Origin of the sequence: Mesorhizobium sp. LSJC269B00 (genome assembly GCF_000502815.1) — a bacterium.
Taxonomy (GTDB): domain Bacteria; phylum Pseudomonadota; class Alphaproteobacteria; order Rhizobiales; family Rhizobiaceae; genus Mesorhizobium.
In genome coordinates this window covers 121,534-145,652 of the sequence record NZ_AYVN01000011.1, presented here as the reverse complement: position 1 = coordinate 145,652, position 24,119 = coordinate 121,534, and the positions used below count along the sequence as shown (strand labels likewise).

Sequence of the window (24,119 nt, the reverse complement as noted above, 5' to 3'; positions counted from 1 at the left end):
GCAGCGCTGCCCCTCATTGCCTGCCGGGCATTTCTCCCCGTAGAACGGGGAGAAAGAAGCCTGCGCCTATCACTTCGCCACTACACCCGCTTGATCGTCACATGCGTGGCGAGCGCTGTCGCCACCTGCTCGGTGCACTGGTAACCCAGCTTCAGCATATCCAGCCCGGCAAACAGGCTCTCGCCCCTCCCGAGCAACACTGGCGACACAGCCAGATGCAACTCGTCGATGAGCTTCTCCTTGAGATATTGCCGGATAGTGGAAACGCCGCCGCCGACGCGGACATCCTTGCCGCCGGCCGCAGCCTTTGCTTGTTCGAGCGCGGCGTGGATGCCGCCGGTAACGAAGCGGAAAATGGTGCCGCCTTCCATCACAATGGGGTCGCGCTTGTGATGGGTCAGCACGAAGGTCGGCACGTGATAGGGCGGGTTGTTGCCCCACCAGCCCTTCCAGTTCTCATCCGGCCATTCGCCGCGGATCGGGCCGAACATGTTGCGGCCGAGGATCCAGGCGCCGACATTGTCGAAGCTGCGGACGGTGAACCGGTCGTCCACGTCGGTGCTGCCGCCATCCTTGCCGACCATCTCGTGGAAGGTGCGGGTGCCGGTCATCCATTTGTGCAGATCTTCGCCACCAACGCCGAGCGGATTTTGCAGGTCCTGGTCAGGACCGGCGCCGAAACCGTCGAGCGACAAGGTGAAGGCATTGACGCGCAGTTTGGACATGGAAGACTCCCTTTCGTGACCAGTTGTGATTTGCAATCAGTATTCAAACTGATTGCATTTTGCAACTAGTATTTTTAGAGGCAAGCCGATCTGTGGAATGCGCAGGGACCTCAAGCCGCCACGCGCTTCGGCATCACCGCAAACGGGCTGAGCCCAAGCCAGATCTGCATCTTGCCGGCGACGTCGAGATCGCCGGTCAGGCTGATCTTGTCGCGTTCCTTGTGAACTGTCGTCAGCCCCATCCAGATCGAGGTCATGGTGCACAGATCGGTCGAGACGTAGAGATCGACGTCGAAGCCCGGATCGTACCAGCAAAGATCGACCTCGCCCTGCTTTTCGACGATCAGCCACCACGATCGTTTTGACGCCGGCAGGTCATGGTACAGGAATTGTATCACGGTGCGCCCGTCCGGCAGCGGACTGGGGTTCAGATTGCGCCGCATGTCCCACATCAGCAGCGACGGATCGAGGTTTTTGAGCGACAGCCTGGCCTCGACCCATTTCTGGCCCCAAAACCCCATCGCCTCGACAACCGGGCGCAAATCCCGGCCCGCCTCGGTCAGCCGGTATTCGAACACGCCCTTCTCGGTCGCGATCTCGGTCCGCTCGACGATGCCGCCGGCCTCGAGGTCCTTGAGCCGTTGCGACAGAAGGGTTGGCGACATTTTCGGCACGCCGCGGCGCAAATCGTTGAAGCGGGTCGATCCCGCCACCAGTTCGCGCAGCAGCACCATGGTCCAGCGTGTGCAGAGCAGCTCGGCGGCCATGGAGAGCGGGCAGAATTGCTTGTAACCGGCTTGTGTCATGTGGTGAGCTCCAAAAGATGTTGCCGGACCTTATTCAGAAAACCTGAGTTCAGCCAGTACAGAAGCTGTACTGGCACCCCCGGTACAGTTCTGTGACTGGAGCGGTCCGGCGCTGCCATGCGAGGCAGCGGTACGTCGCCGGGCAGTCCGGTGCCGATCCATGAGGAGTTTTGAAATGACCGCTTACGTGATCGCAGACATCAAGGTGAAGGACGACAAATGGGTGCCGGCCTATGCCGCTTCGGTGCACGACCTCGTGCACAAGCATGGCGGCAAATACCTCGCCCGCAGCGGCAACGTGAAGACGCTCGAGGGCAAGCCGCTCGACACCAGCCTGATCGCCATCATGGCGTTTCCGTCGGCAAAGGCAGCCGAGGCCTTCACCAACGATCCGCAATACGCCCCGTTTGTGGCGGAGCGCCGGAAGGGCAGCGACAGCCGCTTCCAGCTGATCGACGATACCGATCTCGCCGGAACGATTCCTTATTTGCCAAAGGCGTGAGGAAAAGCCGGAACCCGGAGCATCCAGGTTCCGGCTAACCCTTCAGCATCTGCGCCACTTCCGGCGCGAAGTAAGTCAGGATGCCGTCGCAGCCGGCGCGCTTGAAGGCGAGCAGCGATTCCAGCATCGCTTTCTCGCCGTCGATCCAGCCATTGGCGGCCGCCGCCTTGATCATCGAATATTCGCCCGAAACCTGGTAGGCGAAGGTCGGCATCTGGAACTCGTCCTTCAGCCGGCGGATGATGTCGAGATAGGGCATGCCGGGCTTGACCATCAGCATGTCGGCGCCCTCGGCGATATCCTGCTCGGCCTCGCGCACCGCTTCGTCGGAATTGGCGTGGTCGAGATAGTAGGTCTTCTTGTCGCCCTTGAGCAGGCCGGCGGTGCCGACCGCCTCGCGGTAGGGGCCGTAGAAGGCGGAGGCGAATTTCGTCGCATAGGACATGATCGCCACATCCGAAAAACCGTTGGCGTCGAGTGCGTCGCGGATGGCGCCGATGCGGCCGTCCATCATGTCGGACGGCGCGATGATGTCGGCGCCGGCCGCTGCCTGGATGACGGCCGCGGCGGTCACCTGTTCCACTGTCTCGTCATTGACGATGATGCCGTCGCGCAAGATGCCGTCATGGCCGTGCGAGGTGAACGGATCGAGCGCGGCATCGGTGATGATGCCGATCTCGGGCACTGCGTCCTTGATGGCGCGGGTGGCGCGGTTGATTATGTTTTCCGGGTGGAGGATGTGCGATCCCGTCTGGTCGCGCAGGCTGAGTTCAACATTGGGGAAGGTGGCGATCGCCGGAATGCCGAGCTTAGCGGCCCGCTCGGCCTCCTTGACGGCGAGGTCCAGCGACAGGCGGAAGACGCCGGGCATGGCGGCGATCGGCTCGCGCGTGTTCTTGCCGTCGATCACGAAGATCGGCCAGATCAGATCGTTCACCGTAAGCCGGTTTTCCTGCACCAGGCGGCGCGACCAGTCGGCCTTGCGCATGCGCCGCAAGCGGCGGCTGCCGGTGATCTCGTCGACGCTGCGCGCACCGGCGGGCTTTGCCGGTGCGAATTTGTTGCTCGTCGCGGGGGTGAATTTGTTCATCGCAAAAACTCCGGGTCGGGGCGGCTTTTACCACGAGGCCTTGCCGCTGACCAATGCGACACGATTGTGCCAGTCGATAACGCGCTGCTTACGGCTTCGGCGGCCACGCCAGTTCTGGGCCGGTTTTGAAGAACGACACATTGTTGGTGAAGGTGCTCTCCGGGGCGAGCCGGATCAGGCGCCCGTCCGGATGGCCGATGTCGGCGACATTGTCGATGAACCAGCGGTTCCAGGTCGCCTCCGGGCCGAGATATTTGTGCAGCAGCCGTTTGAAGCGGTTCGGCGCCATCGCTTCTATGGTGGCGACGCCGCGCAGGCCGAGATGCAGCAGGATGCCGGCCTCATTGTCGAAATGGACGATCTCCACGGCGCAGCGCGGGTCACGTTCGAGGTGTTTGACAGCACTTGCGCCGGTCGAGCCGAGCAGCCAGATCGCAGCGTCCTCCCAGATGAACCACATCGGCGCGTTGCGCGGCGCGCCGTCAGCGGTCACGGTCGCCAGATTGGCCATCAGCGGGCGGCTGAGAACATCATCCGGGTCGAACTTTTTCGGCATCTCCCAGCCATGGCTCGGCGCTGCGGTTTCAAGCGTCATGCGTTTGTCCCTGCATCAGAAGAAAGGCTGTTTTGCCCGGCAATTTTGCGCGCATTTCTGTCGGGGGCAAAGCACGGTCGCGTTGCCTTGCGAAAATCCAAACCGCGCCCGCCGGTTGACGCACCCATGCGCCACCTTTAGCACTTCAGTCCCGCAGGCGCGGGGAGGGATTCTCTGACGATGGACTTTGGCGGCGGCGACGAGATCCGCTTCGAACGGTTGGGCAAGGCAGGCGTCGTCACGCTGACGCGGCCGCAGGCGCTCAATGCGCTGACACATCGCATGATCAAGGCGCTGGACAAGGCGCTCGACGCTTTTGAACGCGATACCGGCGTCGATGTCGTCGTCGTCAAGGCCGAGGGCAGAGCGTTTTGCGCCGGCGGCGACATCATGCACGTCTACGAGGCCCGCGCCGGGAAGCCGCCGGTCGAGTTCTTCGCCGACGAATACCGGCTCAACGCCCGCATCAACAGTTACAAAAAGCCCTATGTCGCGCTGATCGACGGGATCGTGATGGGCGGGGGCGTCGGCATCTCTTTCCACGGCTCGCAGCGCGTGCTGACCGAGAACGCCCAGTTCGCCATGCCCGAAGTCGGCATCGGTTTCTTCCCCGACGTGGGCGGCAGCCATCTGCTGCCCGACCTCGGCGGCAGCTTCGGCATGTATCTGGCGCTGACCGGCAACCGCATTCGCTATGGCGATGCGCTGTGGTCGGGCCTGGCCACCCACACCATCAAGGCCGCCGACCAGGCTGCCTTTCTCGACCGGCTCTGCGCCAATGGCGATCCGGAATCGGTGCTGCGCGGCTTCTTCGTGCCGGCCCGGCGCGAAACCGCCCAGCCGGTGCTGGAAGCCATCGCCCGGCATTTTTCCCAACCGTCGCTCGCCGAAATCCTTGAGAGCCTGGAGCGGGCGGCAGGCGCCGACGAGTTTGCCGCCAAGACGCTGGCCACCATCCGCACCCGCTCGCCGACCAGCCTCAATGTCGCGTGGCGCCAGATCAGCGCCGGGCTGACGCTGTCGATGGAAGCCTGCATGAAGATGGAGTTCCGTATCCTCAACCGAATGCTGGCCGGCCACGACTTCTATGAAGGCATCCGCGCCGTCCTCGTCGACAAGGGTTCGACGCCGCAGTGGCGGCCGGCAAGCCTGGCCGAGGTCGACGCTGCTTCGGTGGACGCCTATTTCGCGCCGCTCGAACGGGAGCTCGAACTGTGAGCGAGGTCACGTCGCGGCGTATCGTGCTGCAGCCCTCGGGCGTCGAGATCATCTTCGCCTGGTTCCAGCGCGTCATAGCGGGCTACTGCCTGCTGTTCGGCATCCTGTACTGGATCCGGCTGATCGGCTTTTATCCCGGCCCGCTGTGGCGCTTCGACCTGATGCCGGTGCACTGGCAGGTCGTGGCGGTGATGCTGGCCGTGTTCTTCCCCTTCGCCGCCGCCGGCCTGTGGATGCTGGCGTCGTGGGGCCCGGTGATCTGGTTCATCTGTGCTGTCACCGAGACCATCATGTATGCCGGCTTCCCCAATCTGTACGGCCACCGGCCGCTGATCGTCTTCTCGCATGCCGCGGTGGCGCTGCTCTACATCGCCTTCCGCGTCGTTATCTGGATGCGCAAGCGCCCCGCGCGCGCCTGAAACGCCGCCCCGCAGCCATTGGGTAAATCTTTAGGTTAATTATCCTTGCTCGGGTGACCGTTCGTTAAGCGTCTTGCGAAACCTATTACCGGTAAGCTCTTGTTAGCCCTAGCGTTTAAGTCGAATTTTATGAGTATTCGATAGTGTCGCAATCAAGGTGAAAAACAAAAAATCACCAGGGCGACAAACGAGAGGCAAAGACAATGATCAATTCGCGTCCGGCGGCGAAGACCGCCAACGTATCCGACGATCGCCGCGAGGCTATCCGTTCGCTTTACATGGAATCGCTGCAACTGGTGGAGCGTCTGCATCGCCGTCTGCTTGACGTGATCAAGGACGAGTTCGACCGCAACGGCCGTTCCGACATCAATGCCATCCAGGCGCTGCTTCTGTTCAATATCGGCAATTCCGAACTGACCGCCGGCGAGCTGCGCTCGCGTGGCTACTATCTCGGCTCGAACGTCTCCTACAATCTGAAGAAGCTGGTCGATCTCGGCTTCATCAACCACCAGCGCTCGCGCATCGACCGCCGTTCGGTCCGCGTTTCGCTCACGCCGAAGGGCAATGAAGTGGCGGAAGTCGTCGCCGGTCTCTATGAGCGCCATGTCGGCTCGATCGAACAGGTCGGCGGCATCAACAGCGAAGAGTTCAAGCAGATGAACCGCGCGCTGCAGCGCCTCGACCGCTTCTGGAACGACACCATCGCCTACCGGATGTAATCAGCGGGCCATTGAATAGCAGCTGCGCCGGAAGAAGCGCGGCCGGAGGAAAGTCTCAGCCAACAGGCCGGTGCCGAAAAGCACCGGCCTTTTCTTTTTCGAGCCGCCTGCGCTTCCAATTCGGCGCAAAGCCACGTTGCCGCCATATTCGCGGTGGAAGCGAGGGCTGTGGGTATGCGGCGGCGAAAGCTGTTCGCGCGCCTGTAAGGTCGCATCGCGGTCCGCTTTTGACGGCCAGGTGACGCAGGTCATGGTTGGCTAATTGTTAACAGTGCCAACTTTAGAGTGCGGGTGATATCGCCCAACATCGAGCACGTAGCCGAACGCTGCAACAGCCAAACGCTACAAGCCAAACACGACAAGAATGTCTGGAACGTCCATGAGAACCAGCCGCCGCTTTTTCCTTTCCGGAGCTTCCGCGCTCGCCGTTGCCATGGTTGCCAATGCCGCCAGCGCGCAGGATGTGATCGACGATATCCTGAAGTCTTCGAACCGTGGCAATTGGGACGACCAGTTCGATGCCCGCGCCTCGGAGGGCGGCAAGGTCGCCTCGACGCTGCCGATCTTCAGCCTGCAGACGGTCGCCTTCACCGAACAGGCGGTGGCGCAGTATCAGAACATCGTCGCCCAGGGCGGCTGGGGCGAGGTGCCGGCGACCAAGAAGCTGCAGCTTGGCGTCGACGATCCGGACGTGGTGCCGCTGCGCAAGCGGCTGATGGTTTCGGGCGACCTGGCGCAGAGCGCCGGCATTTCGACGTCGTTCGATTCCTACGTCGACGCCGCGGTCAAGCGCTTCCAGGCGCGCCATGGCCTGCCGGCCGACGGCGCCATGGGCAAATACACCTATGCCGCGATGAACGTTTCGGCGCAGATCCGCCTCGGTCAGCTGCAGACCAACCTGGAGCGCCTGCGCGAAAAGGCCGGCACGCTGGGCAGCCGTTATGTGCTGGTCGATATCCCGGCGGCACAGATCGAGGCGGTCGAGAACGATCGCGTCGTGCTGCGCCACACCGCAATCGTCGGCAAGATCGACCGCCAGACCCCGGTGGTCAATTCCAAGATCAACGAGATCATCGTCAATCCCTACTGGAACGCGCCGGTCTCGATCGTGCGCAAGGACATCATTCCGCTGATGCGGAAGAACCCCGACTATCTCAAGGACAGCCATATCCGCCTGTTTGCGCCGGATGGCAGCGAAGTCGATCCGATGACTGTCGATTGGTCGACGGATGATGCCGCAAAATACCGCTTCCGCCAGGATCCGGGTTCCGGCAACGCCATGGCCTCGGTGAAGATCAACTTCCCCAGCCCCGACGGCGTCTACATGCACGATACGCCGCAGCAAAGCCTGTTCGGCAAGATGATGCGCTTCGATTCCTCGGGCTGCGTGCGTGTCCAGAACGTGCGCGACCTCGTCACATGGATCCTGCGCGACACACCCGGCTGGGACCGCCAGCATTTCGAGGCGACCATCAAGACCGGCGAGAACACGCCGGTGCAGGTCGTCAACCCGGTTCCGGTCCACTTCCTCTATGTGTCGGCCTGGTCGACGGGTCCGGGCGTCGTGCAGTTCCGCGACGACGTCTACGCGCTCGATGGCGCCAGCGAACTGCAGATCACCTCTTCGCTCTAAGCTGCTGATCTCCTTCAGGAAAGGCCACCGCAAGGTGGCCTTTTCCGTTCGACATCCCAACAGAAGAAGACTGGTGGCCGCCAGCCATGCAGGCCATGAACACTGCCGGACGTTGCGCCGCAGGCCCATCTGGACGGACTAACGGCAATTGCGCATGGTCCTCAAAACAGCCGGAATCGCGCCATGCAGGTCGCAATCTTCATCCTCGCCGTGCTGGTCTTCGTCGCTCTTTCCGGCGCACTGGTGCGGTTGGTTCGGGTGCCGCTGCCGGTGCTGCAGATTGCCATCGGCGCCGCGCTCGCCTGGCCGGTGAAAGGCATCCATGTCGAGATCGACCCCGAACTCTTCCTGCTGGTGTTCATTCCGCCGCTTTTGTTCGGCGATGCCTATGGAGCGCCCAAACGCGAGCTGATCGCGCTGCGCGGACCGATCCTCGATCTGGCCATCGGGCTGGTCTTCTTTACCATTGTCGGCTTCGGTTATGCCTTGCACTGGTTGGTGCCGAGCATCCCGCTGGTCGTCGCCTTCGCGCTCGCTGCCGTGCTGTCCCCGACCGACGCCGTGGCGGCGTCCTCGATCGTCGACAGAAGCCTGGTGCCGGCGCGGCTGATGCATATTCTGGAAGGCGAGGCGCTGCTCAACGACGCCTCGGGCCTGGTCATGTTCCGCTTCGCCGTCGCCGCCGCCGTGACCGGCAGCTTTTCCTTCGCCGATGCATCGCTGAGCTTCTTTTATGCCGTCGCCATCGGCATCCTGGCCGGCATCGCCGCGTTGTTCATCGCCGCCAGGCTCCTGCAGCTTCTGAATCGCATCGGCGGCGTTCCGGCCGAGGCGCAGGTTCTGGTCATGGTCCTGCTGCCCTTCATTGCCTATCTCGTCGCCGAACATCTGCATGCCTCAGGCATTCTGGCGGCGGTCACCGCCGGGCTTTTGACCGGCGGCTCCGGCGTCTTCCGCTTCCTCGGCGTCTCGGCGCGCATGCAGACGATCTCGCTGTGGACAACCTTGTCCTTCGTCTACAATGGCGCGCTGTTCATCGTGCTCGGCATGCAGCTTCCCGAAATCATTCGCCGCGTGCCGCCCGAACTGACTGGCCATTACCCGATCATCCAGCCGGTCGCGACGGTGATTGCGCTGACGCTGTGCCTGATCGCGCTGCGCTTCCTCTGGATCTGGGTCGGCGACATCGCGGCAGGCCTCAAGGCAAAATGGGGAAAGCGCAAGGCCGAGCCGTTCGGGATGCGTGTGCGGCTTGCCGGCTCGGTGGCGGGCGTGCGCGGCGCGATCACGCTGGCCGGCATCCTGTCGCTGCCGGTTGCCATGCCGGACGGCTCGTCTTTTCCGGCGCGCGACCTGGTGATCTTCCTGGCCGCCGGCGTCATCATCTGTTCGCTCGCCATCGCCAGCGTGGCGCTGCCGAAGATAGCGCGCGGGCTGGTCGAGCCGGGCGAGGATGGCAGCGCCATCGAGGAGCGTCTCGCCCGCATCGGCGCCGCCAAGGCGGCCATCGCCCGCGTCGAAAGCATGGCGGGCGCCAGCGACGACGACCAGGGCGAGGTGCCCGGCGCCAGGCTTGCCGCCGCCGAAAACATCGTCGCCGGCTACCGGCGCCGGATCGCCACTTCGGACGAGGCCGACGACGCCCGGGCGGAGGCCCGCGAAGCCGGGCGGCTGGAGCTCGAAATGCGGCTTGCCGGCATCGAGGCCGAGCGCATCGCCGTGCGCGACATGTTAAGCAGCGGCGCGATCAACGACCATACGGCGCGGGCGCTGTTTACCGAGATCACGCTCACCGAAGCCTTGCTGCAGGGGCGGCAGGAGCGAAAATAGCGGTTCAGGGCCGCTCTGGCGCAATCCGGCCAGCAAATTTCGCGCTGCAAACGTGGCGAGGCGAAAACAACTGTGTTAATGGCGCGGCAATGCATGTCGCCCGGAACCGTGCAGCGGTTTCGGGACAACGATATGCATAGATAAATGCCCCGAACCGAAGGATTTCAGGCCATGGCAACTGCAGCGGCAGCGTCGAACAAGTTCGAATCCTTCTTCGAAACCACGCTGGAAGATGCCGATCCGGAGATCTTCGGCTCGATCCGCAACGAGCTTGGCCGCCAGCGTCACGAGATCGAGCTGATCGCCTCGGAAAACATCGTTTCGCGCGCCGTGCTCGAGGCGCAGGGCTCGATCATGACCAACAAATACGCCGAGGGTTATCCGGGCAAGCGCTATTATGGCGGCTGCCAGTTCGTCGACGTCGCCGAGGAACTCGCCATCGAGCGCGCCAAAAAGCTGTTCGGCTGCAACTTCGCCAATGTCCAGCCGAATTCCGGCAGCCAGATGAACCAGGCGGTCTTCCTGGCGCTCTTGCAGCCCGGCGACACCTTCATGGGCCTCGACCTGAATTCCGGCGGCCACCTGACGCACGGCTCGCCCGTCAACATGAGCGGCAAATGGTTCAAGGTCGTTTCCTACGGCGTGCGCAAGGACGACCATCTGCTCGACATGGACGCGATCGAAAAGACCGCGCATGAGACCAAGCCGAAGCTGATCCTGGCCGGCGGCACCGCCTATTCGCGCATCTGGGACTGGAAGCGCTTTCGCGAGATCGCCGATGCGGTCGGCGCCTATCTGATGGTCGACATGGCCCATATCGCCGGCCTGGTTGCCGGCGGCGTGCATCCGTCACCGCTGCCGCACGCCCATGTCGTGACCACGACCACGCACAAATCGTTGCGCGGCCCGCGCGGCGGCATGATCCTGTGCAATGACGAGGACATCGCCAAGAAGATGAACTCGGCGGTTTTCCCCGGCCTGCAGGGCGGGCCGCTGATGCATGTCATCGCCGCCAAGGCGGTCGCCTTCGGCGAGGCGCTGAAGCCGAGCTTCAAACTCTATGCCGAGAGTGTCGCCGCCAACGCGAAGGCGCTGGCGTCGAGCCTCAAGGAAACCGGCCTCGACATCGTCTCCGGCGGCACAGACAACCATCTGATGCTGGTCGATCTCAGGCCCAAGAACGCCACCGGCAAGCGCGCCGAGGCAGCGCTCGGGCGCGCCAACATCACCTGCAACAAGAACGGCATCCCGTTCGATCCGGAAAAGCCTTTCGTCACCTCTGGCGTGCGTCTGGGCACGCCGGCCGGCACCACGCGCGGCTTCGGCCAGGCCGAGTTCCGCGAGATCGGCAAGCTGATCGCCGAAGTGCTGGACGGGCTGAAGGTCGCCAATTCCGACGAAGGCAATGCGGCGGTCGAGGCGGCGGTGAAGGCAAAGGTCGTGGCGCTGACCGATCGTTTCCCGCTCTATCCCTATCTCGGTTGACCACCAGCGGCGCTTCGTCTTTTATCCCGCGCTCTGCGCCGCTTGCTGTCCGGGCGGCGCGGCCTGTTGGAGATCTGACGATGCGCATGTTCCGTCCTGCCGTTCTGGCCTTCATCGGCTCGCTTGCCGCTTTCACCGCGTCAGGCGCGATAGCCCAGGAGCAGACGCAGCCGGGCACGGATATCCCGGCCACCAACACCTTTGGCAGGTGGACCACCATCATCGATGCGCTCGACACCGGCCAGGATTCGCACAAGACCTGTGCGGCCTCGACAGCCTTTGTCGACGGCAACGGCAATGCCGGCACGCTGACGCTTTCGATCTCGACTGGCGACGCCCTGCCGCCCGATGCCTATCCGGCGATCATGTTCACCATCGCCAACAAGGAGCTGCCGACCGGCAAGAAGATCGCCGCGACCTTTGGCGACCCCGGCGTCAAGGTTTCCGCGACCGTCTATTCCAATGATGCCGGCCGCCCGAGCTGGACCGTCGACAACCAGGCCAAGACCAGTCTCGCTTTGTTGCGGGCCATGCGCCAGGTCATCTCGCTCGATGTGACGTTCGGCAAGCAGGCTGTCGCCAGCATCCCGATGGATGGCTTCACCAAGGCCTACCGCAACCTCGGAACGTCCTGCGGCTTCCCGACCAAGGACGTCGCCCCCTGACATATCTGGCGCGGCTGGCAATTTTCCTCCCGCCTCGCTATCTCTGAGGGCGCGAGCGGCCGTTGCCGAACCTTTGCCGTCCCGGCAAAAACCTCTAAGCCTATCGTTCCGCCAGAATCGCCAACCCGAAGGCTCTCCATGCGCTGTCCCTATTGCCAGTCCGAAGATACGCAGGTGAAGGATTCGCGCCCCGCCGAGGATGGCGCGGCGATCCGCCGGCGGCGCGTCTGTCCCGATTGCGGTGGCCGTTTCACCACTTTCGAGCGCGTCCAGTTGCGCGACCTCGTGGTGGTGAAGAAGTCCGGCAGAAAGGTGCCGTTCGACCGCGACAAGCTCTTGCGTTCGGTGGAGATCGCGGTGCGCAAGCGCAATGTCGATCCCGAGCGCATCGACCGCGCCGTCACCGGCATCGTGCGTCAGCTCGAAAGCTCCGGCGAGACTGAAATCGCCTCGGGCGAGGTCGGCCGGCTCGTCATGGAAGCGCTGAAGTCGCTCGACGACGTCGCCTATGTCCGCTTTGCCTCTGTCTATCGCAATTTCCGCGAGGCCAAGGACTTCCATGACGTGCTGGGTGAGCTCGAAGGCGACGAGCTCAAGGGCGACGAGCTGAAGAGCGAAGAGGACGCCGGCTGAGCATGGCAAGCCAAACGTCAGGGAAGGCCGATCAGCAGGCCCTCGATCGCCGCTTCATGGCCGCGGCGGTGAGGCTCTCGCGCAGGAATGCCGGCCGCACCTCGACCAACCCTTCCGTCGGCACCATAATCGTTCGCGACGATGGCGCCGGCCCGATGATCGTCGGCACAGGGGTCACCGCTGTTGGCGGCCGGCCGCATGCCGAGACCGAGGCGCTGGCTGAAGCCGGCGAGTTGGCGCGCGGCGCCACGGCCTATGTCACGCTGGAGCCCTGCGCCCACCATGGCCGCACCCCGCCTTGCGCCAACGCGCTGGTCAATGCCGGAGTGGCGCGGGTCGTCGGCGCCGCCAGCGATCCCGATCCGCGCGTCTCCGGCAAAGGCTATGCCATCCTGCGCGCCGCCGGCATCGAAGTGGTCGAAAAGGTGCTGGTCGAGGAAGCCGCCGAGCAGATGGCCGGCTATTTGATTCGATCCCTGAAAAAGCGCCCGGAAGTGACTCTGAAGCTTGCGCTTTCCAGCGACGGCAAGATCGGCAGGCATGGCGCCGGCCAGGTTGCGATCACCGGCGATGTCGCCCGCCGCGAAGTCTATCTGATGCGCGCCGAAGCCGATGGCATACTGGTCGGCATCGGCACGGCGCTGGAGGATGATCCCGCGCTCACCGTGCGGCTGCCGGGGCTGGAGAACCGCTCGCCGGCGCGCATCGTGCTCGACCGCCAGATCAGGCTGCCCGAAGCCTCGAAGCTGGTCTCCGGCATCGACCGCGTGCCGCTCTATATCGCCGCGAGCCTGGAGGCCGACCCGCTGCGGCGGTCGGTGCTGGAGCGTGCCGGTGTGCGCTTCATCGGCACCGAAACCCATGAAGGCGGCATTGCCTTGCCGGAACTGCTCGAGGATCTCGGCGCGCTCGGCATGGCCAGCGTTCTGGTCGAAGGCGGCGCCAAGGTGGCCAGCGCCTTCCTCGCCGAGGGATTGGTCGACCGCATCGTGCTGTTCCAGGGACCGGAAGCGATCGGCGAGGGCGGCATTGCATCGCCCATCGACGCCAACCATATCCCGGCAGGCTTCCGCAAATTGCGCGAGATGCGCTTCGGGGAAGACAGCTATGCCGAATGGGTGAGAGATATCTGAAATGTTCACTGGAATTGTCACCGATATCGGCACTGTCGCGGCCATCAAGCCGCTGAGCGAAGGCGTCGGCCTGCGCATCGACACTGCCTATGATCCCGCGACCATCGCTATTGGCGCCTCGATTTCCTGCGGCGGCGTCTGCCTGACGGTGACGGCGCTGCCAGATGGCGGCTCGAATGCCCGCTGGTTCGAGGTCGAAGCCTGGGAAGAGGCACTGAGGCTGACCACGGCGTCGGGCTGGAAATCAGGCACCAAGGTCAATCTCGAGCGGGCACTGAAGATCGGCGACGAACTCGGCGGCCACATCGTGTCGGGCCATGTCGATGGCATGGCCGAAATCGTCGAGCGCAAGGACGAGGGCGATGCCGTGCGCTTCACGCTGGAGGCGCCGCGCGAACTGGCGAAATTCATCGCGCCCAAGGGTTCCGTCGCACTCGACGGCACCTCGCTCACCGTCAACAAGGTCGAAGGCGCCCGTTTCGACGTGCTGTTGATCCACCATTCGCTGACCGTGACGACCTGGGGCGAGCGCAAGGTGGGCGACAAGGTCAACCTCGAGATCGACACCATGGCCCGCTACGCCGCGCGACTGGTCGAGGCAGTGAAAGAGGGGCTTTGAGCCCCCCTGGGAAATTAGACCGGGCCTGAGCGTCGGACAAAGCTTGCGAATGTGACCGCTTCAGCCTAAGTCACCGGTACCCCCGGAGACATTCATGGCAGGCACATCCCAACACGGCAAAGCGTTCATTCGCCCGAAGAAGAAGGCCCACCTTCTGATTATCGAGGCGCGCTTTCATGACGATCTTGCCGACGCGCTGCTCGACGGCGCGACGAGCGCGCTCGACGAAGCCGGCGCGACCTATGACGTCATCACCGTTCCCGGTTCGCTGGAAATTCCAGCCGTGATCACTTTTGCGCTCGACGGCATGGGCGAGGGCGGCAAGGACTATGATGGTTTTGTCGCGCTCGGCACCATCATCCGCGGCGACACTTATCATTTCGACATCGTCGCCAATGAATCGAGTCGCGCGCTGATGGATCTCTCGGTCCAGGAAGCGATTGCGATCGGCAACGGCATCCTGACCACCGAGAACGACGCGCAGGCCTGGACGCGCGCCAAGCGCTCGGAGGGCGACAAGGGCGGCTTTGCCGCGCGCGCGGCGCTGACCATGATCGCGCTCAAGGAGAAGCTGGGAGCGCAATCGTGAGCGAACCCGCTTCGCCCGGCCAGCCCGCGACACGCCATGCCAATAAGCGTGGCGCCGCCCGTCTGGCCGCCGTGCAGGCGCTTTACCAGATGGACGTGGCCGGCAGCGGCGTCTTCGAGATCACCGCCGAATACGAGGCGTTCCGGCTCGGCAAGGAAGTCGACGGCGCGCTTTATCGGGAGGCCGACGCGCAGTGGTTCCGCGCCATCCTGGCCGGCGTCGTCGAGAACCAGACGACCATCGATCCGATCATACGCCAGGCGCTGACGGAAGACTGGCCGCTGTCCAGACTCGATTCGACGTTGCGCGCCATCCTGCGCGCTGGCGTCTACGAACTGATGAAGCGCGACGACGTGCCGGTGGCCGTCATCGTTTCGGAATATGTCGACATCGCCAAGGCCTTCTACGAGGAAGACGAGCCGAAGCTGACCAACGCCGTGCTCGACCGTGTGTCGCGCCGGGTGCGGGGCGAGGGGCGCGGCAAGGACGCATTGTGACCGGCACCGTCGCCGGCGCAGCACGGGACGCGCGCCGCACGGCGATCATCCTGGCGACGTCGCAGGCGATTATCGGTTCGGCCGCGCCGATTGCCATTTCCATGGGCGGGCTGGCCGGGCAATATCTGCTTGGCCCCGATAAGTCGCTGGCAACGGCGCCAATCACCGGCTTCAACATCGGCGTGGCGCTCGGCGCGTTGCCGGCCGCGGCCATCATCCGTTGGCTCGGCCAGCGCGGCGGTTTCATGACCGGCACCATCGTCACCGCGCTTGGCGGCGTCATCTCCACGTTGGCTCTGTTCCACGCCAGCTTCTGGCTGTTCGCTTTCGCGCTGCTGGTGATCGGCGTCGGCGGCGCCTTCGTCCAGCAGTTCCGCTTCGCCGCCGCCGATAATGCTCCGCCCGAATTCAAGGCGCGCGCCATTTCCTTCGTGCTGGCCGGCGGCGTCATCACCGCGATTCTCGGGCCGCAGATCGTCATCTTCACCCGCGAATTGCTGGCGCCGGTGATGTTTGCCGGCTCGTTCGTGGCCATTCCGGTTCTGGCGGCGGCCGGCGCCATCATCCTGTCATTCCTGCGCATCCCGGCCAAGGCTCCCGGCCACGCGGAAGTCGCGTCAAGCGACGCCCGGCCGCTGTCCGAGATCGTCACCCGGCCGCGTTTCGTCGCGGCACTGTTTTGCGCCGTCGGCAGCTATGCGCTGATGAGTTTCGTCATGACCGGCGCGCCGCTGGCCATGGTCGGCTGCGGCCTGTCGACGGACGACGCCACGCTCGGCATTTCCTGGCATGTGATGGCGATGTTTGCGCCGAGCTTCTTCACCGGATCGCTGATCCATCGCTTCGGCGCCGAACGCATCGTCGCAACCGGCCTGGTCCTGCTCATCGGCTGCGCCGCGGTGGCATTGTCCGGCCTGCATTTGTGGCAGTTCTGGACGGCGCTGATCCTGCTTGGCCTCGGCTGGAATTTCGCCTTCATCGGCGCCACCTCCATGGTCGCCGACAGCTACCATCCGTCCGAAAAGAGCAAGGTGCAGGGCTTCCACGACTTCGTCCTGTTCGGCTCCGTCGCCTTCGCCTCGCTAATGTCGGGCGCCATCTACAATGCCTGGGGCTGGGAGATGCTGAACTGGCTGGTTTTCCCGGTCGTCGCCCTGTGTTTCGTCGCCCTTGGCGCGCTCAAACTGACCGGATCGCGCAAAGCCCGCGCCTGATCGGGTTCTATCTTTGGCTTGGCACGACCTGTCAGCATGGCGCCGACCGAATCGCGGCGACCGCACAAAATTATTGCGTCTGTACCCATTGTTATGAAACCGTGTGCCCCGACGGGGCGTTGAAGCCATGCTCATATGCGGCCACCGCATTTCGGTCCAAAGCAAGGGGTTTTCACAATGTTTTCAGTCAAGATTCTGGCCGGCGCGGCGTTGGCGCTCGGCATCACGGCCGCCTCCGCCAATGCCCAGGTGGTCGTCTCCTCGAAGATCGACACCGAGGGCGGCGTGCTCGGCAACATCATCCAGCTTGTGCTCAACGCCAACAACATCAAGACCACCGACCGCATCCAGCTCGGCGGCACGCCGGTGGTACGCAAGGCGATCACCGCCGGCGAGATCGACATCTATCCCGAGTACACCGGCAATGCCGCTTTCTTCTTCGAGAAGGCCGACGATCCGGTCTGGAAGGATGCCGCCAAGGCCTATGAGACCGCCAAGAAGCTCGACTATGACGCCAACAAGATCGTCTGGCTGTCGCCGTCACCGGCCAACAACACCTGGGCGATCGCGCTGCGCAAGGAGGTTGCCGAGACCAACAAGCTGGCGACCCTGACCGACTTCGGCAAATACGTCGCCGGCGGCGGCACGGTGGTTTTGGCGGCGTCGGCTGAGTTCGTCAATTCGGCGGCAGCCCTGCCGGCGTTCCAGACCACTTACGGCTTCACGCTGAAGCCGGAGCAGTTGATCACGCTTTCGGGCGGCGACACCGCCGCGACAATCGGTGCTGCCGCCAACCAGACCAACGGCGCCAACGCCGCCATGGTCTACGGCACCGACGGCGGCATCGCGCCGTCCGGCCTGGTCGTGCTCGCCGACGACAAGGGCGTGCAGCCGGTCTACCAGCCGGCGCCGATCATCCGCGAAGCGGTGCTGAAAGAGCATCCGGAGATCGAGACGCTGTTGAAGCCGGTGTTCGCCAAGCTCGACCTCGTCACGCTGCAGGAACTCAACGGCCGCGTCCAGGTCGGCGGCGAGCCGGTCAAGGGTGTCGCCGAGGACTTTTTGAAGAAGAACGGGTTTTTGAAGTAGTCAGCGCATAGCTGATCGTGACGCTGGTGCGAGACACCCCTCTCTGGAAGCTGCTGATCTCCCCCCTTGCGGGGGAGATGTCCGGCAGGACAGAGGGGGGTGCTGTCCCGCCGACCTCACAACCGGTAGCAGGTGCGTGCCTCGACAGGGTTGCTTCCGAACAGGCCGACGCTCGAGAGCTGACGATCCTTCACACCCCCCTCTGGCCTGCCGGCCATCTCCCCCGCAAGGGGGGAGATCGGACTTCGCGTCGGCTTGCACCGATCACCAGCGTAGTCTGCGCAACGTGGAAAATCGCTCCTCATGAGGGGCATCCATGACCCTGCGTTTCGACAAGCTCGGCATGGTTATCGCGGCGATCGTTGCCTATGCGGCGTTTCTGGCTCCGTTCGCCACCTTCCGCGCCAATCGTATCGTTCCCGGTCAGGCGCGCTCGATCCTGGAGGCGCTGCCGGCCACAGTCGGGCCGCTACTGCTGGCGATCGTCGTCGTGGCCGCAATTGTTGCCTTGCTGAAAACCCCGCTTGTCCTGCGCCTGGCCGCAAGCGTCGTGGCGCTCGCCGCCCTTGCCATCCTGATCGGTGTCGCCGGCACCTTCCTGACGCCGGCCGGCAACACCTTCGCCCGCATCTCGCCGGCTTCCGGGTTCTGGCTGTTGATCTTTGCCTTCACATTGTTGCTCGCCGACGTGCTGACCAGGCTCAACCTGTCGCCACCGGCCCGCGTCGGCGTGCTCGTCCTCGCGGCGCTGGCCATCGGCTTGTTGCTGATATCGGGGCAGTGGGACAGCCTGTCGATCCTCAAGGAATATGCAAACCGCGCCGATAGTTTCTGGGCCGAAGGCTCCAAGCACATCACGCTGGCGCTGGGGTCGCTGGCGGCGGCGGTGATCGTCGGCCTGCCGCTCGGCATCCTGTGCCACCGCGTCGAACGGTTGCGGGCCGGCGTGCTCAATGTGCTCAACATCGTCCAGACCATACCCTCGATCGCGCTGTTCGGCCTGCTGATCGCGCCGCTGGGCTGGGTCGCCGCGCATGTTCCGGGTGCCGCAGCGCTCGGTATCAGAGGCATCGGCACCGCGCCCGCCTTCGTGGCTTTGTTCCTCTATTCGCTGCTGCCGGTGGTGGCCAACACCGTGGTCGGGCTTGCCGGCGTACCCCGCGCGGCCAATGATGCAGCGCGCGGCATGGGCATGACCGATGGCCAGCGACTGTTCGGCGTCGAGTTTCCGTTGGCCTTTCCGGTGATCCTCACCGGCATCCGCATCGTGCTGGTGCAGAACATCGGCCTGGCCACCATCGCCGCACTGATCGGCGGCGGCGGCTTTGGCGTCTTCGTCTTCCAGGGCGTCGGCCAGACCGCAATGGACCTGGTGCTGCTCGGCGCCGTGCCGACGGTGGCGCTGGCCTTCGCCGCGGCCATCATCCTCGACGCAGTAATCGAGATGACCGCCACCAGGCGCAGGGTTGAAACGGCATGATCGAGATCGAAGGCATTACCAAGCGCTATGACGCGACGACCGTGGTCGACGACGTGTCCATGGTCGTCGAGCCGCGTACGGTTTGCGTCATTGTCGGTACCTCCGGTTCCGGCAAGACGACGCTGCTGCGAATGATCAACCGGCTGGTCGAGCCGACCGCCGGCGTCATCAAGCTCGACGGCAACGACAACCGCACGCTGCCCGGCTACGAGCTGCGCCGCAGCATCGGCTACGCTATCCAGGGCCACGGCCTGTTCCCGCACCGCACCGTTGCGCAGAACATCGCCACCGTGCCGGTCCTGCTGGGCTGGGACAAGGACCGCATCAAGGCCCGCGTCGATGAGTTGATGACACTCTACCAGCTCGACCCCGAGGCCTATGGCCCGCGCTACCCGCACGAACTGTCCGGCGGGCAACAGCAGCGTGTCGGCGTCGCCCGCGCGCTCGCCGCCGAGCCCAATGTGCTTCTGATGGACGAACCGTTCGGCGCACTCGACCCGATCATCCGCACCAAGGCGCAGGAGGACCTGCTGGCAATCCAGAAGCGCTTCGGCACCACCATCATCCTCGTTACCCACGACATGGAGGAGGCGGTCCACATGGGCGACAAGATCGCCGTCATGGATGCCGGAAAGCTGGTGCAATACGCCAAGCCGGAAGAGATCCTGGCGCGGCCGGCGAACGCCTTCGTCGAAACCCTGGTCGGCGCCAGCGAAAAGCCGTTCCGGCTCTTGTCGCTCGGCCGCGTGCGCGACGCCGTGGAAAAGGGGACTGCCGAAGGCGAGGCGATCCCAGGCGACGCCAGCCAGCGCGACGCGCTGGCCGAGCTTCTGTGGTCGGGCCGGCCGGCGCTGCCGGTCAAGGGCGAAGACGGCAAGCTGCTCGGCCGCGTCACCGTCGACGGGCTGGTGAAGCGCGCGGCGAGGCCGGCATGAAAGGGGCCGGTCTAAAAGCCTGGCTGCCTTCGCTGCTCAGGCTTGCCCTGGTGGTGCTTCTCATAGCCTTCGTCACCAATCCCGGCTGGTTCGAGCCGCTGTTGAAGCCGCTGACCGAAAACAATGCGCCGGCGATCTACAATCAGGGCAGCCTGCTGACGCTGACCCTGCTGCATCTCAGGACCGTGCTGATCGCTACCGTCGCCGCAACCATCGTTGCCGTGGCGCTTGCCATCCTGGTGACCAGGCCGGCGGGCGCCGAATTCCTGCCGCTGTCGCGCAGTCTGGTGAACATCGGCCAGACCTTTCCGCCGGTGGCGGTGCTGGCGCTGGCGGTGCCCGCCGTCGGTTTCGGCGAGAAGCCGACGCTGATTGCGCTGTTTCTCTACGGCCTGCTGCCGATCTTCGAGAACGTGCTGACCGGCCTCACGACACTGCCCGGCAACATCATGGAGGCCGCGCGCGGCGCCGGCATGACGGGCTGGCAAAGGCTGATCAAGGTCGAATTGCCGCTGAGCGCGCCGATCATTCTGGGCGGCATAAGGCTGTCGGTGGTGATCAGCCTGGCCACGGCGACGATCGGTTCGACGGTTGCCGCCAAGACGCTGGGCGAGGTGATCATCGCCGGCCTGCTGTCCAACAATCTCGCCTTCGTCCTGCAAGGCGGCCTGATCGTCGCGGCGCTGGCGGTGCTGATCTATGACGGACTGTCCGCCATCGAGCGCTACACGGCGCGCAAGATGGGGCAGGAGACTGGCGACTGACCTTCGCTGGACTGCGGGCAAAGCATTGACTGACGCGGCGTCATTTCAATCGATCTAATAGCAGGGCATCGGCAATGGGAATGTTGTGGCCTAAACCTTTTGGCTGAAAGCGGGGCAAAAACCGAACAATATCTTGACGTTCCGAGCCCTGTTTCGCATACACCGCTGCGAAGGACGGATTCCGCCTAGGCTTATCCGCTCCCCGCACCAACGGCCCAGGGAGGGGTTCTTTTGGGCCATCAATCGAGGAAAATTCGGCAATGACCATCATTTCTGCCGTCATCGCCTGCGGCTTGCTTTCAATCCTTTACGCCATCTGGGCGACACGATCGGTTCTTGCAGCCGATCAGGGCAATGCACGCATGCAGGAAATCTCCGCCGCCATCCGCGAAGGCGCGCAGGCCTATCTGGCGCGCCAGTACACCACCATCGCCATCGTCGGCGTGGTGGTGCTCGTGCTCGCCTGGTGGCTGCTTTCGATCACCGCCGCGGTCGGCTTCCTGATCGGCGCCGTGCTTTCGGGCGCCGCCGGTTTCATCGGCATGCACGTCTCGGTGCGCGCCAATGTGCGCACCGCGCAGGCGGCGTCCAACAGCCTCGCCGCCGGTCTCGACATCGCCTTCAAGTCGGGCGCCATCACCGGTATGCTGGTGGCTGGCCTGGCGCTGCTCGGCGTGTCGATTTACTACTATATTCTGACCGGCCCGATGGGCCTGCAGCCCAATGACCGCATCGTCATCGATGCGCTGGTTTCGCTCGGCTTCGGCGCTTCGCTGATCTCGATCTTCGCCCGTCTGGGCGGCGGCATCTTCACCAAGGGCGCCGACGTCGGCGGCGATCTCGTGGGCAAGGTCGAAGCCGGTATTCCCGAAGACGATCCGCGCAACCCGGCCACCATCGCCGACAATGTCGGCGATAATGTCGGTGATTGCGCCGGCATGGCCGCCGACCTCTTCGAGACCTATGCGGTGACCGTCGTTGCCACCATGGTGCTGGCTGCCATCTTCTTCGGCGGAACCGCCGCTCTGGGTGCGGCGATGCTCTATCCGCTCGCCATCTGCGGCGCCTGTATCCTGACCTCGATCGTCGGCACCTTCTTCGTCAAGCTCGGTTCCAACGGCTCGATCATGGGCGCCCTCTACAAAGGCCTGATCGTCACCGGCCTGCTGTCGATCGTCGGTCTCGGTGTCGCTACCTCGGCAACCGTCGGCTGGGGCGAGGTCGGCACCGTCGCCGGCATGACCATCATCGGCAAGAACCTGTTCATCTGCGGCCTGATCGGTCTCGTTGTGACCGGTCTTATCGTGGTGATCACCGAATACTATACCGGCACCAACAAGCGCCCGGTGAACTCCATCGCCCAGGCCTCGGTGACCGGTCACGGCACCAACGTCATCCAGGGACTTGCGGTGTCGCTCGAATCGACCGCACTGCCGGCAATCGTCATCGTCGGCGGCATCATCTCGACCTACCAGCTCGCCGGCCTGTTCGGCACGGCGATCGCGGTCACCACCATGCTCGGCCTTGCCGGCATGATCGTCGCCCTCGACGCCTTCGGCCCGGTCACCGACAATGCCGGCGGCATTGCCGAAATGGCCGGCCTGCCCAAGGAAGTGCGCCACTCCACCGACGCGCTCGACGCGGTCGGCAACACCACCAAGGCGGTGACCAAGGGCTATGCCATCGGTTCGGCCGGTCTTGGCGCGCTGGTGCTGTTTGCGGCCTATTCGAACGATTTGAAGTTCTTTGCCGCCAATGGCGACAAATATCCATACTTCCAGGGCATGGGCGATGTCTCCTTCGACCTCTCCAATCCCTATGTTGTCGCCGGCCTGATCTTCGGCGGCCTGATCCCGTACCTGTTCGGCGGCATCGCCATGACGGCGGTCGGCCGCGCGGCGGGCGCCATCGTCGAGGAGGTGCGCAAGCAGTTCCGCGAGGACCCGGGCATCATGGCCGGCACCTCCAAGCCGAACTATGCCCGCGCCGTCGACCTTCTGACCAAGGCGGCGATCCGCGAAATGATCATCCCCTCGCTGCTGCCGGTGCTGGCGCCGCTCGTCGTCTATTTCGGCGTGCAGCTGATCTCGGGCTCCAAGGCGTCCGCCTTTGCGGCGCTCGGCGCCTCGTTGCTCGGCGTCATTGTCAACGGCCTGTTCGTCGCCATCTCGATGACTTCGGGCGGCGGCGCCTGGGACAATGCCAAGAAGTCGTTCGAGGACGGTTTTGTCGACAAGGACGGCGTCAAGCACCTCAAGGGGTCCGAAGCGCACAAGGCTTCGGTCACCGGCGACACGGTTGGCGATCCCTACAAGGACACCGCCGGCCCGGCGGTCAACCCGGCAATCAAGATCACCAACATCGTGGCGCTTCTGCTGCTGGCCGTGCTCGCGCACGGCTAAGGCAACGCCACTGCTTCAGGAACAAACCCGCGGGAGCGATCCCGCGGGTTTTTGTTTGAGATTTACGCTGGTGGCAGTCAACCCTCATCCGGCTCGGTGCCGGCATCGCCGCGCTTGCTGTAGCGATCGAGCAATTCGCTCACGCCAGGTTCGCGCTCAGGCATCGGCGCCAGGCCACGCAGGCGCCTCAGCTTGGCAAGGAAGGCGCCTCGCTTATACTTGCGGCGGAAGGCGCGGGCGCGGGGATGGATGCCAAGAGCCGCCATCAGCCTGCGCCTGAGATAACTCGATGCCGCCAGGCAAATGGGTTCGCCCGCGCAGCCAAGGATTTTCACGCGCAAGGCGTCCGGCGTCTGCATGGCATCCAGAAGATCCTTCTGTTCCTGCGCATTGTCGCCGAGATAGGAACCCTTGCGTATGCCGGAATGCAACTTGATCACCGTGAGGTGCGGCATCGTCGCGATCACCGCGCCCTTTCGCCATGCCCGAAACAGCCAGTCCTGCGAACTTTCGCAAAAGCACTGGCTGGCGGGTCGCCAAGGTCCGAGCAGGCTGAACGAAGCGCGGCGAAACATGTGTGCCGAGCCAAATCCTTCCGTCGTGACGGGGTCGTAAAAACCATCCTTGCCGATCCCGAAGATCGAATTGAAAGGATTGCCGGCCGCCGACGGCGGCTGGATGACGGCACCGCGCGCCAGCACCACGTCGGCGCCCGAGGCGTCGATCCAGCCGGTCATCGCCGCCAAATGGTCGGGAAACCACAGATCGTCGTGGTTGAGCAAGGCGACGAAGCGGCCACGCGCCCTGGCAAAGCCGATGTTGTTGGGACCGGACTGTTCGCCGAAATTGACAGGAAGATCGATGTAGACGATGCGGGCATCGTCAAATTCAGCGACAACGGCCGCCGTATCCGGCCTGCAACCGTCGCCGATGACCAAGGCTTCCCAGCCTTGCAACGTCTGGCGCATGACGCTGGTCAATGCCTGCCGCAGTGCTGCCGGCCGGTTGTGCGTCGCGACCACGATCGAAACCAGCGGTTCGCCGCCGGCCTGGTCGCGCTGCGCCGATGCTTCCACG

The 24,119-nt window shown here is 64.1% G+C and carries 25 protein-coding genes; 19 read left to right on the top strand and 6 right to left on the bottom strand.

Annotated features, from left to right (window positions below; translation table 11 throughout):
* Positions 1-80 precede the first annotated feature (80 nt).
* Positions 81-725 carry a dihydrofolate reductase family protein gene (locus tag X771_RS142355; protein ID WP_023689515.1) on the bottom strand — a complete coding sequence of 215 codons (645 nt, stop codon included), beginning with the start codon at positions 723-725 and terminating at the stop codon, positions 81-83.
* Between the two features lie 110 nt (positions 726-835).
* Positions 836-1,531: a helix-turn-helix domain-containing protein gene (locus X771_RS142360; RefSeq protein WP_023682403.1), complete on the bottom strand. Its 696-nt coding sequence runs from the start codon at positions 1,529-1,531 to the stop codon at positions 836-838.
* A 175-nt stretch (positions 1,532-1,706) separates the two neighbouring features.
* Here X771_RS142360 and X771_RS142365 point away from each other — a divergent pair, with 175 nt between their 5' ends.
* Positions 1,707-2,033: a DUF1330 domain-containing protein gene (locus tag X771_RS142365; RefSeq protein ID WP_023673003.1), complete on the top strand. Its 327-nt coding sequence runs from the start codon at positions 1,707-1,709 to the stop codon at positions 2,031-2,033.
* Positions 2,034-2,067: 34 nt separating this feature from the next.
* On the opposite strand, the gene hemB is transcribed toward X771_RS142365, so the two are convergent.
* Both hemB and X771_RS142375 read right to left on the bottom strand, forming a co-directional pair.
* The gene (gene hemB / locus X771_RS142370) at positions 2,068-3,123 is read right to left on the bottom strand and encodes a porphobilinogen synthase (RefSeq protein ID WP_023689514.1); all 1,056 of its coding nucleotides are present in this window, start codon (positions 3,121-3,123) and stop codon (positions 2,068-2,070) included.
* Positions 3,124-3,211: 88 nt separating this feature from the next.
* Entirely contained in the window at positions 3,212-3,718 is a 507-nt protein-coding gene (locus tag X771_RS142375; protein WP_023750458.1) for a pyridoxamine 5'-phosphate oxidase family protein, read from the bottom strand.
* A 180-nt stretch (positions 3,719-3,898) separates the two neighbouring features.
* On the opposite strand from X771_RS142375, the gene X771_RS142380 reads away from it, so the two are divergent.
* From X771_RS142380 to X771_RS142390, 3 genes are all read left to right on the top strand, one after another.
* Positions 3,899-4,936: an enoyl-CoA hydratase/isomerase family protein gene (locus X771_RS142380; protein WP_023689512.1), complete on the top strand. Its 1,038-nt coding sequence runs from the start codon at positions 3,899-3,901 to the stop codon at positions 4,934-4,936.
* A complete protein-coding gene (locus X771_RS142385; RefSeq protein ID WP_023689511.1) occupies positions 4,933-5,355 on the top strand; it encodes a DUF6163 family protein in 423 nt (140 codons plus the stop codon). Before X771_RS142380 ends, X771_RS142385 begins: the two co-directional genes overlap by 4 nt.
* 203 nt (positions 5,356-5,558) lie before the next feature.
* Positions 5,559-6,074: a winged helix DNA-binding protein gene (locus X771_RS142390; protein WP_023672997.1), complete on the top strand. Its 516-nt coding sequence runs from the start codon at positions 5,559-5,561 to the stop codon at positions 6,072-6,074.
* Here the strand turns inward: X771_RS142390 and X771_RS142395 are convergent, their stop codons facing one another.
* Positions 6,075-6,326, bottom strand: coding sequence for a hypothetical protein (locus X771_RS142395; RefSeq protein WP_023689510.1), 252 nt, complete (start codon positions 6,324-6,326; stop codon positions 6,075-6,077).
* Between the two features lie 127 nt (positions 6,327-6,453).
* Between X771_RS142395 and X771_RS142400 the strand changes: the two genes are divergently transcribed.
* From X771_RS142400 to X771_RS142470, 15 genes are all read left to right on the top strand, one after another.
* The gene (locus X771_RS142400) at positions 6,454-7,707 is read left to right on the top strand and encodes a L,D-transpeptidase family protein (RefSeq protein WP_023682396.1); all 1,254 of its coding nucleotides are present in this window, start codon (positions 6,454-6,456) and stop codon (positions 7,705-7,707) included.
* 183 nt (positions 7,708-7,890) lie between these two features.
* Entirely contained in the window at positions 7,891-9,537 is a 1,647-nt protein-coding gene (locus tag X771_RS142405) for a Na+/H+ antiporter (RefSeq protein WP_023689509.1), read from the top strand.
* A 171-nt stretch (positions 9,538-9,708) separates the two neighbouring features.
* The gene (gene glyA / locus X771_RS142410) at positions 9,709-11,022 is read left to right on the top strand and encodes a serine hydroxymethyltransferase (protein ID WP_023669349.1); all 1,314 of its coding nucleotides are present in this window, start codon (positions 9,709-9,711) and stop codon (positions 11,020-11,022) included.
* An 80-nt stretch (positions 11,023-11,102) separates the two neighbouring features.
* On the top strand, positions 11,103-11,687 hold the full coding sequence (locus tag X771_RS142415; protein WP_023689508.1) for a hypothetical protein: 585 nt from the start codon (positions 11,103-11,105) through the stop codon (positions 11,685-11,687).
* Positions 11,688-11,825: 138 nt separating this feature from the next.
* Positions 11,826-12,320, top strand: a complete 495-nt coding sequence (gene nrdR / locus X771_RS142420; protein WP_023689507.1) for a transcriptional regulator NrdR — start codon at positions 11,826-11,828, stop codon at positions 12,318-12,320.
* A 2-nt stretch (positions 12,321-12,322) separates the two neighbouring features.
* Entirely contained in the window at positions 12,323-13,453 is a 1,131-nt protein-coding gene (gene ribD, locus X771_RS142425; RefSeq protein WP_023669352.1) for a bifunctional diaminohydroxyphosphoribosylaminopyrimidine deaminase/5-amino-6-(5-phosphoribosylamino)uracil reductase RibD, read from the top strand.
* A 1-nt stretch (position 13,454) separates the two neighbouring features.
* A complete protein-coding gene (locus X771_RS142430) occupies positions 13,455-14,072 on the top strand; it encodes a riboflavin synthase (RefSeq protein WP_023669353.1) in 618 nt (205 codons plus the stop codon).
* A 94-nt stretch (positions 14,073-14,166) separates the two neighbouring features.
* The gene (gene ribH / locus X771_RS142435; protein WP_023669354.1) at positions 14,167-14,661 is read left to right on the top strand and encodes a 6,7-dimethyl-8-ribityllumazine synthase; all 495 of its coding nucleotides are present in this window, start codon (positions 14,167-14,169) and stop codon (positions 14,659-14,661) included.
* Positions 14,658-15,158, top strand: coding sequence for a transcription antitermination factor NusB (gene nusB / locus X771_RS142440; protein WP_023669355.1), 501 nt, complete (start codon positions 14,658-14,660; stop codon positions 15,156-15,158). Before ribH ends, nusB begins: the two co-directional genes overlap by 4 nt.
* A complete protein-coding gene (locus tag X771_RS142445) occupies positions 15,155-16,372 on the top strand; it encodes an MFS transporter (RefSeq protein ID WP_023689506.1) in 1,218 nt (405 codons plus the stop codon). The genes nusB and X771_RS142445 overlap by 4 nt, the downstream gene beginning before the upstream one ends.
* A 177-nt stretch (positions 16,373-16,549) precedes the next feature.
* Positions 16,550-17,461 (top strand): ABC transporter substrate-binding protein, encoded by a 912-nt coding sequence (locus X771_RS142450; protein WP_023689505.1) that lies wholly within the window; start codon positions 16,550-16,552, stop codon positions 17,459-17,461.
* Positions 17,462-17,777: 316 nt separating this feature from the next.
* Positions 17,778-18,941 carry an ABC transporter permease gene (locus tag X771_RS142455; RefSeq protein WP_023689504.1) on the top strand — a complete coding sequence of 388 codons (1,164 nt, stop codon included), beginning with the start codon at positions 17,778-17,780 and terminating at the stop codon, positions 18,939-18,941.
* The gene (locus X771_RS142460) at positions 18,938-19,876 is read left to right on the top strand and encodes an ABC transporter ATP-binding protein (RefSeq protein WP_023689503.1); all 939 of its coding nucleotides are present in this window, start codon (positions 18,938-18,940) and stop codon (positions 19,874-19,876) included. Before X771_RS142455 ends, X771_RS142460 begins: the two co-directional genes overlap by 4 nt.
* Positions 19,873-20,640, top strand: a complete 768-nt coding sequence (locus X771_RS142465; protein WP_023689502.1) for an ABC transporter permease — start codon at positions 19,873-19,875, stop codon at positions 20,638-20,640. The genes X771_RS142460 and X771_RS142465 overlap by 4 nt, the downstream gene beginning before the upstream one ends.
* A gap of 260 nt (positions 20,641-20,900) precedes the next feature.
* Entirely contained in the window at positions 20,901-23,042 is a 2,142-nt protein-coding gene (locus X771_RS142470) for a sodium-translocating pyrophosphatase (RefSeq protein ID WP_023689501.1), read from the top strand.
* A 77-nt stretch (positions 23,043-23,119) separates the two neighbouring features.
* On the opposite strand, the gene X771_RS142475 is transcribed toward X771_RS142470, so the two are convergent.
* A complete protein-coding gene (locus X771_RS142475; RefSeq protein ID WP_023689500.1) occupies positions 23,120-24,118 on the bottom strand; it encodes a glycosyltransferase family 2 protein in 999 nt (332 codons plus the stop codon).
* Position 24,119 lies beyond the last annotated feature (1 nt).

Coding starts and splice junctions, on each gene's coding strand:
- X771_RS142365 (WP_023673003.1), top strand. CDS start 1,707: ATGACCGCTTACGTGATCGCAGACATCAAGGTGAAGGACGACAAATGG.
- X771_RS142405 (WP_023689509.1), top strand. CDS start 7,891: ATGCAGGTCGCAATCTTCATCCTCGCCGTGCTGGTCTTCGTCGCTCTT.
- X771_RS142415 (WP_023689508.1), top strand. CDS start 11,103: ATGCGCATGTTCCGTCCTGCCGTTCTGGCCTTCATCGGCTCGCTTGCC.
- X771_RS142450 (WP_023689505.1), top strand. CDS start 16,550: ATGTTTTCAGTCAAGATTCTGGCCGGCGCGGCGTTGGCGCTCGGCATC.
- X771_RS142395 (WP_023689510.1), bottom strand. CDS start 6,326: ATGACCTGCGTCACCTGGCCGTCAAAAGCGGACCGCGATGCGACCTTA.
- X771_RS142380 (WP_023689512.1), top strand. CDS start 3,899: ATGGACTTTGGCGGCGGCGACGAGATCCGCTTCGAACGGTTGGGCAAG.
- X771_RS142355 (WP_023689515.1), bottom strand. CDS start 725: ATGTCCAAACTGCGCGTCAATGCCTTCACCTTGTCGCTCGACGGTTTC.
- glyA (WP_023669349.1), top strand. CDS start 9,709: ATGGCAACTGCAGCGGCAGCGTCGAACAAGTTCGAATCCTTCTTCGAA.
- hemB (WP_023689514.1), bottom strand. CDS start 3,123: ATGAACAAATTCACCCCCGCGACGAGCAACAAATTCGCACCGGCAAAG.
- nrdR (WP_023689507.1), top strand. CDS start 11,826: ATGCGCTGTCCCTATTGCCAGTCCGAAGATACGCAGGTGAAGGATTCG.
- X771_RS142390 (WP_023672997.1), top strand. CDS start 5,559: ATGATCAATTCGCGTCCGGCGGCGAAGACCGCCAACGTATCCGACGAT.
- X771_RS142460 (WP_023689503.1), top strand. CDS start 18,938: ATGATCGAGATCGAAGGCATTACCAAGCGCTATGACGCGACGACCGTG.
- X771_RS142375 (WP_023750458.1), bottom strand. CDS start 3,718: ATGACGCTTGAAACCGCAGCGCCGAGCCATGGCTGGGAGATGCCGAAA.
- X771_RS142470 (WP_023689501.1), top strand. CDS start 20,901: ATGACCATCATTTCTGCCGTCATCGCCTGCGGCTTGCTTTCAATCCTT.
- X771_RS142465 (WP_023689502.1), top strand. CDS start 19,873: ATGAAAGGGGCCGGTCTAAAAGCCTGGCTGCCTTCGCTGCTCAGGCTT.
- X771_RS142430 (WP_023669353.1), top strand. CDS start 13,455: ATGTTCACTGGAATTGTCACCGATATCGGCACTGTCGCGGCCATCAAG.
- ribD (WP_023669352.1), top strand. CDS start 12,323: ATGGCAAGCCAAACGTCAGGGAAGGCCGATCAGCAGGCCCTCGATCGC.
- X771_RS142360 (WP_023682403.1), bottom strand. CDS start 1,531: ATGACACAAGCCGGTTACAAGCAATTCTGCCCGCTCTCCATGGCCGCC.
- ribH (WP_023669354.1), top strand. CDS start 14,167: ATGGCAGGCACATCCCAACACGGCAAAGCGTTCATTCGCCCGAAGAAG.
- X771_RS142455 (WP_023689504.1), top strand. CDS start 17,778: ATGACCCTGCGTTTCGACAAGCTCGGCATGGTTATCGCGGCGATCGTT.
- X771_RS142400 (WP_023682396.1), top strand. CDS start 6,454: ATGAGAACCAGCCGCCGCTTTTTCCTTTCCGGAGCTTCCGCGCTCGCC.